This window comes from Mammaliicoccus sp. B-M6 (assembly GCF_022386965.1).
GTDB classification, from domain to species: domain Bacteria; phylum Bacillota; class Bacilli; order Staphylococcales; family Staphylococcaceae; genus Mammaliicoccus; species Mammaliicoccus sciuri_A.
This window is the reverse complement of record NZ_JAJNHJ010000057.1, coordinates 1-8,433: the sequence shown is the minus strand read 5'-3', so window position 1 is coordinate 8,433 and position 8,433 is coordinate 1. Positions and strand designations below refer to the sequence as shown.

12 protein-coding genes and 1 riboswitch are annotated in these 8,433 nt (G+C 34.2%); of the genes, 9 read left to right on the top strand and 3 right to left on the bottom strand.

The features are described from left to right. The 3 genes from LQ693_RS13035 to hxlA all read right to left on the bottom strand — a co-directional run. Nucleotides 1-474 (bottom strand): IS110 family transposase (locus LQ693_RS13035; RefSeq protein WP_239743713.1); only part of this gene is annotated, 474 nt, incomplete at its 3' end. A gap of 393 nt (nucleotides 475-867) precedes the next feature. Next, nucleotides 868-1,407, bottom strand: coding sequence for a 6-phospho-3-hexuloisomerase (hxlB, locus tag LQ693_RS13030; protein ID WP_198052301.1), 540 nt, complete (start codon nucleotides 1,405-1,407; stop codon nucleotides 868-870). A 1-nt stretch (nucleotide 1,408) separates the two neighbouring features. Further along, entirely contained in the window at nucleotides 1,409-2,041 is a 633-nt protein-coding gene (hxlA, locus tag LQ693_RS13025) for a 3-hexulose-6-phosphate synthase (RefSeq protein WP_025905795.1), read from the bottom strand. A gap of 112 nt (nucleotides 2,042-2,153) precedes the next feature. Here hxlA and LQ693_RS13020 point away from each other — a divergent pair, with 112 nt between their 5' ends. The 9 genes from LQ693_RS13020 (at nucleotide 2,154) to LQ693_RS12980 (ending at nucleotide 8,281) form a co-directional block, all read left to right on the top strand. Continuing rightward, entirely contained in the window at nucleotides 2,154-2,507 is a 354-nt protein-coding gene (locus LQ693_RS13020) for a winged helix-turn-helix transcriptional regulator (RefSeq protein WP_025905796.1), read from the top strand. 60 nt (nucleotides 2,508-2,567) lie between these two features. After that, nucleotides 2,568-3,122, top strand: coding sequence for a DUF4256 domain-containing protein (locus LQ693_RS13015; RefSeq protein ID WP_239703244.1), 555 nt, complete (start codon nucleotides 2,568-2,570; stop codon nucleotides 3,120-3,122). Nucleotides 3,123-3,280: 158 nt separating this feature from the next. Next, the gene (locus tag LQ693_RS13010) at nucleotides 3,281-3,736 is read left to right on the top strand and encodes a LytTR family DNA-binding domain-containing protein (protein WP_051575455.1); all 456 of its coding nucleotides are present in this window, start codon (nucleotides 3,281-3,283) and stop codon (nucleotides 3,734-3,736) included. Between the two features lie 13 nt (nucleotides 3,737-3,749). Beyond that, nucleotides 3,750-4,133: a DUF3021 domain-containing protein gene (locus tag LQ693_RS13005; RefSeq protein ID WP_025905799.1), complete on the top strand. Its 384-nt coding sequence runs from the start codon at nucleotides 3,750-3,752 to the stop codon at nucleotides 4,131-4,133. A gap of 312 nt (nucleotides 4,134-4,445) precedes the next feature. Then, nucleotides 4,446-4,554: riboswitch (TPP riboswitch) on the top strand. 67 nt (nucleotides 4,555-4,621) lie between these two features. After that, nucleotides 4,622-5,215, top strand: coding sequence for a thiamine phosphate synthase (locus LQ693_RS13000; RefSeq protein ID WP_374229772.1), 594 nt, complete (start codon nucleotides 4,622-4,624; stop codon nucleotides 5,213-5,215). Beyond that, nucleotides 5,208-6,317 carry a glycine oxidase ThiO gene (thiO, locus tag LQ693_RS12995; protein WP_103361649.1) on the top strand — a complete coding sequence of 370 codons (1,110 nt, stop codon included), beginning with the start codon at nucleotides 5,208-5,210 and terminating at the stop codon, nucleotides 6,315-6,317. The genes LQ693_RS13000 and thiO overlap by 8 nt, the downstream gene beginning before the upstream one ends. Continuing rightward, nucleotides 6,314-6,514, top strand: coding sequence for a sulfur carrier protein ThiS (thiS, locus tag LQ693_RS12990; RefSeq protein WP_025905802.1), 201 nt, complete (start codon nucleotides 6,314-6,316; stop codon nucleotides 6,512-6,514). The genes thiO and thiS overlap by 4 nt, the downstream gene beginning before the upstream one ends. Nucleotide 6,515: 1 nt before the next feature. Then, nucleotides 6,516-7,283 (top strand): thiazole synthase, encoded by a 768-nt coding sequence (locus LQ693_RS12985; protein ID WP_198052302.1) that lies wholly within the window; start codon nucleotides 6,516-6,518, stop codon nucleotides 7,281-7,283. After that, a complete protein-coding gene (locus tag LQ693_RS12980; RefSeq protein WP_103361651.1) occupies nucleotides 7,283-8,281 on the top strand; it encodes a ThiF family adenylyltransferase in 999 nt (332 codons plus the stop codon). Before LQ693_RS12985 ends, LQ693_RS12980 begins: the two co-directional genes overlap by 1 nt. Nucleotides 8,282-8,433: the final 152 nt, after the last annotated feature.

Below are 8,433 nucleotides of genomic sequence, written 5' to 3'. Positions count from 1 at the left end.
TTCAAGTCCTGGAAAAGTTTGATGAAGTAATTCGATAATCATTATTTTCAATCGATTTTGATCGTTTTCAATTTCAACATGAAATCGAGCTCGTTCACGTAATTCAAAGAAAATATCAGGATTTGAATCTAGACTGGTGCTCGCCTTTAAATATGGCGCTAAAAGCGCTAATTTATGAGCATCAGATTCGTCTGTCTTCCACGCTCTTAATGAACTTGTTTTAAACCTTGCTTCTAATGGATTCATTTCAATAAAATCAATTTGATTTACTCTACAAAATTTCACCATACCTCTTGAATAAATGCCTGTGGCTTCAAATACAAACTGAAATTGATCCATTTCATTCAAATAATTAAGTAGCTGGTTATACCCATTTTTATTATTTTGAATGGTGAATTCTTTCTGAAAAATATCGTCTTGATAATGGGCAATAACACTTGTTCTTTTACTAATATCAATGCCAAAATAATTCACCTAACAACCTCCTTATTTTAATTGAGAAGCTTCAAGCTTAATTAACCTTTCTCATTTCACTTTCCTATACACGACTTCAAGAGCCCTACATACTACAACCGAATTTCAAAAGGTGAGAGTTAAACTGACAAGTTTATCTTACGGATTTGAAACCCAATAGACTCCTCAGTCTACTTCTCTCTACAACTATAAAAAATAGCTGTAAAAAAATCTATCGTCATAGATTTCTTCACAGCTAATCTTAGTATGTTTATCTTGTTTGGACAGTCTTGATAAATACAAGGTCCTGAATATTGCTAGTCGCTCCCCACTTGCAATATTCACACTTCCAACAACACTCATCTCTATCTAAAAAGTAAGAAACCGTCTGAATGTTTCAGACGGTTTCCTCTATTATTCTAAATTCGCGTGTTTATTTTGCATATATGTTTCACTTACGTTTAATTGTTCCATTAAATCTATTACGATACTATCTAAATATAATTGAGTGCTTTGTTCGAATAGACTTCCTAGTGGTTGTTCTGATCCTTTTTCATCATATTTAGTACCTGCTGGTAAAACGATCACATCATCTGCTATTTCAGCGATTGGTGATTGTTCTTTTGTAGAAATTAATATGACATTCGCTCCGATATCTTTTGCTGTTTGTGCGAGTAATTTCAAGTGAGCTGTTGAGCCTGAACCGGAGACAATCAATAATTTATCTCCTTCTTGAATAGAAGGTGTACTTGTCTCACCTACTACATAACTTTTCTTACCTAATTGGTTCAATCTCATAGCAAAACTGTTCGCAACGAATGCAGAGCGTCCTTTAGCTGCTACAAACACTAGATCTTCTGACAACAAGCTATTTACGAATTGCTCAGTATCCTTCAAGTCTACTTGATTTAATGTTTGCTTAATTTCATCCAATATTAATTGATAACGAGTCATATTATTTACCTTCAATAATTTCTCTACATAATTTTGCAGCTGCTTTTGGATCGTCTGCGTTAGCAATTCCTCCACCAACAATAATTAAATCTGGATTTTCATCAGCAACAGATTGAATTGTTTCTGGTGTAATACCACCTGCTACTGCTACTTTTGAATTTTTGATAACTGATTTAACTGTACGTAAGCTTTCTAATGGTGATACACCTTCAGCTTGTAAGTCATAACCAGTATGCACAGCGATATAATCTGCACCTAATGCATCTAATTCTTTCGCACGTTTTTCTAAATCTTGAACTGCGATCATATCCACTAATAATTCTTTACCATGTTTATGCGCTTCTTCAACTGCACCTTTAATAGAAGCATCTTCTGCTACACCTAAAATTGTTACGATATCTGCACCAAATTTAACAGCTTGGCTTACTTCATAACCAGCAGCATCCATAATTTTTAAGTCAGCTAATACTTGAACATCTTTAACAGATTGACTTAATTTTTCTACTGCACCTAATCCTTCATTAATAACGATAGGTGTACCGATTTCTACTATATCTACATATTCCTCAACTTGTTGCGCTAATTGAGCTGCTTCTTCTTTATTTAATAAATCAATTGCTAATTGTAATTTCATATTAATCATATCTCCTTTATCTATATTACTTTACACTAATAATTGTGATACAATGTATGAAATTATGCAATACTGACAAATATGTCACTTAGTGAAGAAATGGGGTTGTATCATGGTATTAATTAACTATAAAGAAACGGAATATTATAATTCTAAAGACTTAGCATTATCTGTTATTGGAGGTCGTTGGAAAATACCAATCATCTGGCATTTATTACAAGCGTCACCTCTTAGACTCAACGAATTAGAAAAGAAACTACCAGATATTAATCAGCGTATGCTTATTAGACAGTTGAGAGAACTTGAAGACGATCATATCGTAAACCGTACTGTATATCCGGTCGTACCGCCTAAAGTTGAATATAGTCTGACACAAATAGGTAAAAATTTAGAACCTGTTGTTAATGGCATTTGTGATTGGGGAGACGAATTTTTAGACTTTTTAAATACAAAAGATAAAGCCTAATCACATATTGCTTTTAATTGCTTCATAGTTTGCTACAATAAAATAAAAAAGGAGTATTTTATGACAACTCAAAAACTTTCACAAGAAGAACAAGCTGAACTGCTTATAATTTTACAAAAGCGTTTCGAAAAATTTCCAGAACGTCATAAAAATATAGAATGGTCAGATGTAGAAAAACGATTAAATGAACATCCAGAAAAATTATGGTCACTTAATCAAATGGAACAAACTGAAGGAGAGCCTGATGTAATAGGATTAGAAGACGATGCTTATATATTCGTAGACTGTTCGAAAGAAAGTCCTAAAGGTCGTAGAAGTGTTTGCTACGATAGAGCAGCATTAGAATCTAGAAAGAAACATAAACCAGAAACAAGCGTAATGGACATGGTTCATGAAATGAAGGTTACATTACTTAATGAAGAACAATATAGACATTTACAAACACTCGGTGAATTTGATAAGAAAACATCTAGTTGGATTGAAACACCTGCAAAAATTAGAGACCTTGGCGGTGCATTATTCTGTGATTTACGTTATGACACAGTATTCACGTACCATAATGGCGCTGATTCTTATTATGGCGCAAGAGGTTTCCGAAGCATGTTAAAAATATAAAATTAAGCTTCCTCAATTTGTCTCAAGAAGACAAGTTCAGGAAGCTTTTTCTATACAATCATTACCTAACCACTTACACCGTATATTCAACCGGTTATGACATAACTACTGACAAATAATGTGATACAACATACTATATAACCAAAGGAGGTTATGCTATGACAGAGCCATTCAACGTTCAACTAAACATCGACACTTCACAAACGACGACGGATATTTCAATCAGAACCTTTGAACAAGAACTTGGTCATAACCTATTAACGTATATTCAACAATTTGAAACATCCAACCATAAAATAGGTATTAAGACTTCACAAGGAACGTCACTTATTTTAAAAGAAGATATCATTTTTGCAGAAGTTTTTGATAAACAACTGAACATCATAACACTCAGTGAAACACTCACAACTCGAATGTCACTCACTGCCTTACAGCAAACGTTGCCTAAGCAGAAGTTCGTACAAATTAGTAAATCATCTATCGTCAACATAGAACATATCACCAAAGTATCACCGTCATTCTCAGGGAATTTATATGCAACTTTATCCAATAATAAAAAAGTAACCATTTCAAGAAGGTATGTTAAAAATTTAACTGAAATATTAGGTATATAAGGAGGAGAACATTATGAACAAAATCTTTAAATCTATTCTACAAGGTATCGGTATAGGAAGCAGCATTATGCTCATATTTATCGCAATATTTGATGTAACAATTGACTTCCAAGCAGTCTTCAGCGTTTATATATTCGGAGCAATTTGTGGATTTCTACCAATAGTTTATGAAATCGATCAAATACCACTTTTATTCAAACTCATCATTCATTTAGGTGGAAGTATCATTACGTTCTTTATCGTTTCAACAATTAATAACTGGATACCATTACAACCAGCACCACTCATTGGCGGACTCACAACCTTCGCATTGATATTCCTCGTTATCTGGTTTATATTTATGTATCTCAATATTCAACAAAGCAAAAAAATAAATACAAAACTTAAAAAAATGTAAACAAAGACCCTTAAGGTTCACACCTTAAGGGCCTTATTTTCCGTTTTTCCATATTTTACTGAAATAAATGTAATTCACACGATATAAATTCCGTATCACACAAAGTGTGTAATCATTTTTGATCATCTAATTTAATTGATAATAGTTATCAATGTCAATATTATTTTCTATTTTAATAAATAATTGGTTGTGCGAATTTTATTTCACAAAATTTTAAAATTAGTAGAATGGAATAATTTAGGTTGTAACTCAATAACATATAAATTTGAACATTCTTACTTTTATATGTACAATGGATGTAATAACTAAATAAATGTCCACTGGAAGTGCCTTATTATAGGCTGAGACTGAAGTAGTGACTTCGGGATTCCTTGAACCTGATCCAGTTCATACTGGCGTAGGAAAGTGGCGTATATAAGCTTACTTATACTTATAATTAAATTTTTACGCTATTTTTCTATACAGAAAAATAGCGTTTTTTATTTGGAGTGATTTCATTGTTTATTGCTGTTACACCGTATAAAGACTTAGATGTTACTGATTTAGAACATTATATAGAGATTGCAGAAGAGATTGATTTGTTATTACTGAGAGTGCCTATGACACGTGATGATCTATGCTGGGTGCTTGATTATTTATTAGCAAATGGCTTTCCACAAACGAAATTAATGATTCATTCAGATATGGTCATACTTGAAAAATATGATTTAAATTTTATTCATTTTCGTGAAAATGACGTGCAAGCATTTGAATATAAAAAGCTTCACCCTCATATATCCGTTAGTATGTCTACACATTCAGTTGAAACTGTGAAACGCGCACGTGAGTGGTCTTTAGATTTTGTATTCTTTGGTCATGTGTTTGAAACGCGTTCTAAACATGGTCTTAAACCAAGGTCTTCAAAAGACATAACAGATGCAGTATCTATAGATATTCCTGTTTATGCAATTGGTGGCATAGATACGCATTCTATTAAGTCGTTACCTCATGGTTTTGAAGGTGTTTGTGCAATTTCATTTTTCAGAGATCGAAGTTTGCGTGAAATTCAATTATTAAGAGAGGAGTGGCTTGCATATGTATGACGTGTTAATTGTTGGCTCTGGTGTCATGGGCATGTCTATTGCGCGTGAATTAGCACTTAAGAATGATTCGTTGTCTATCGCTGTGATAGATCGAGATGTACCTGGATTACACGCATCTTATAAAGCTGGTGGCATGTTAGGTGCACAGAATGAATTTATTGAAGATACACCCCTTTATCAACTTGCATTACGTTCGAGAGATTATTTCGAATCACTCAGTCACACGTTATATAAAGAGACGAATATCAATATTGATTATCAAGCACACGGTTTAATTAAAATGGCCGCTTCACGAGATGATATCGACAGCTTAACAGCGCAATATCGTTTTTTGAATAAACGCGATCGTTCAGTTACGACGTTAGATAGTCAATCACTTCGTCATCTTTCAAATCATACGATTTCTTATAATCATAAAGCGATTTATATTCCATTTGATGGACAAATTAATGCCAATCAATATGCTAAAGCTTTGTTGAAATCTATTGAGTACAAAGGAATTGAACGCATTTATCACACTGAAGTTAAATCCATTCATCGCTTAAATAATGCGTTTAAAGTGCTCACTGCAAACCAAATTTTACTTTCCAAAAAAGTCATTGTTGCTGGAGGTGCATGGAGTCATCAGTTATTAGCAGACTATGAAATTGAGCCAAAAGTAACTGGTGTTAAAGGCGAAGTTCTACTGTTAGAACATCCAGACTTAAAATTAGAACAAACACTTTTCATGACGAATGGCTGTTACATTGTGCCGAAACGTGACAATCGATTCTTAGTGGGTGCGACGAGTTATGTAGATGACTATACTGTAGGCACATCAGTTGAAGGAGAGAATTGGTTAATGCGTCAAGCATGTAAATACATTCCATTATTATCAAGTAGTCGACTCATTCATAAATGGTCGGGAATCAGACCATACACTGATAATGAATGGCCTATTATGGATGAAATCGATGAAGATTTATATATTGTTACAGGTCATTATCGTAATGGCATATTACTGTCACCTATCATCGGTAAATTAATGGCTGAATGGATTGTTTATGAAGAAAGACCCACGTTATTAAAAGCATTTAAAGTGAGGAGGTGTGTCCATTTATGAAATGTATCATTAATGGTGATGAATTTAATTTTGAAGATGCGTTAACGTTGTCAGATTTACTAGACTCACTGGAATTAGATAAAGATAGAATCATCGTCGAATGGAACGATACACTCATTAAAAGTGAACAATTTAATGATATTACTGTTAGAGAATCAGATAGATTAGAACTACTAGAATTTGTTGGAGGCGGATAAAATGTTAAAAATAGGACCATATGAACTCAACTCAAGATTATTATTAGGTACTGGTAAATTTAAAGATGAAGAAACACAATCTAAAGCAATCCAAGCATCAGGTGCAGAAGTGCTCACTTTTGCTGTAAGAAGAATGAATCTATATGACAAATCATTACCCAACCCATTAGCAAATGTTGATTTAAATCGCTTTATTACTTTTCCTAATACTGCTGGTGCACATACTGCAGAAGAAGCTGTACGTATTGCAGAAATTGCCAATCATGCTGGGCTTTGCAACTTAATTAAAGTAGAAGTTATCGGTGACGATAAGACTTTACTACCAGACCCAATCGAAACTTATAAAGCATGTGAAATATTATTAGATAAAGGCTATATTGTCTGTCCATATATTTCGTGTGATGTTGTGTTAGCTAAACGACTTGAAGCATTAGGTGTTCACGCAATTATGCCGCTAGCTTCTCCAATTGGAACAGGCAGAGGTCTTAATAATCCACTCAATTTAAGATATATCATTGAACAAGCTAACATACCCGTTATCGTGGATGCTGGTATTGGTTCACCAAAAGATGCTTGTTATGCGATAGAACTTGGTGCAGATGCAATTTTATTAAACACTGCCATTTCTGGTGCGAGAGACCCTGTCAAAATGGCTGAAGCGATGAAATTAGGTATTGAAGCCGGACAATTAAGTTATGAGGCAGGTAGAATCCCTGTTAAATATACAGCACAAGCATCAAGTCCAACTGAAGGATTAGGGTTCTTGTAATGGAACGTTATGAGCGACAAATGAAGTTTCAACAGTTCGGCGAGCATAGCCAAGAAACATTGCAGAATACACGTATATTGATCATGGGTGCAGGTGCATTAGGCAGTCATGTTGCAGAACTACTTGCTCGCATGGGTGCTCATCAATTAACGATAATCGATATGGATATCGTTGAGCTTTCTAATCTACATCGTCAAGCACTCTATGATGAACGTGATGCAGAAGAAATGCTTCCTAAAGTCGTTGCTTTAAAGGAGAAAATTAAACAGATTAATCATCATGTAGAATTGAATGCTATCCATCAAGAATTAACAGCACAAAACATTGAAACGATTATTCAAAATGTCCAACCAGATATTGTAATCGATGGCATGGATCAATTTGATATGCGCTTTTTAATCAATGAAGCTTGCCATAAATTAAACATTCCTTGGATATATGGCGCAGCAGTCGGAAGTAAAGGGACCGTTTATGCAATTGATTATAGTGGACCTTGCTTAAGATGTATCCTTCAAAGCGTACCTCAAACTGGAGAAAGTTGTGCGATAAATGGCGTGCTACCACCAGTTGTTCAACAAGTAGCCAGTTACGAAGTGTCAGAATTACTCAGATATGTTGCTGGAAAATCTTTTTCCAAAAAGCTCATCACAATAGATACATTTGAAATGAACATACGCGCAACAAATATCAATTTATTAAAAGACGATGACTGCGTTGTCTGTGAGCAAGGGATTTATCAAGCATTAAACACACCATCCCTTTCATCAATAGAAGCATTATGTGGAGATACGTTCATGTTTAGATTTAAACAACACGCATTTGAATTAGCACATCACTTCCCAGGACATATCGCTAAAGAAAACGCATATGTAAAATTTATAGCATATGACGATATGACCATGACCTTATTTAAAGACGGTCGCATGAACGTACGCGGTATAGCATCACAAGAAATCGCAGAAGATATATATCAACAGTTTAATAGGTGTATAAGGTAGGGAGCGAGATAGGATTGGACCAAGTCTTGGAGGCAGTTGCGGGTGATGTCTTGGTTGAAGTGGCTTTGTCAAATTAAGTGTGTAAGTTATTCAAGATACTTAATAACTCTATCTTTAATTTGATCATGTAAAAGAAGCTGGTTCATAACCAT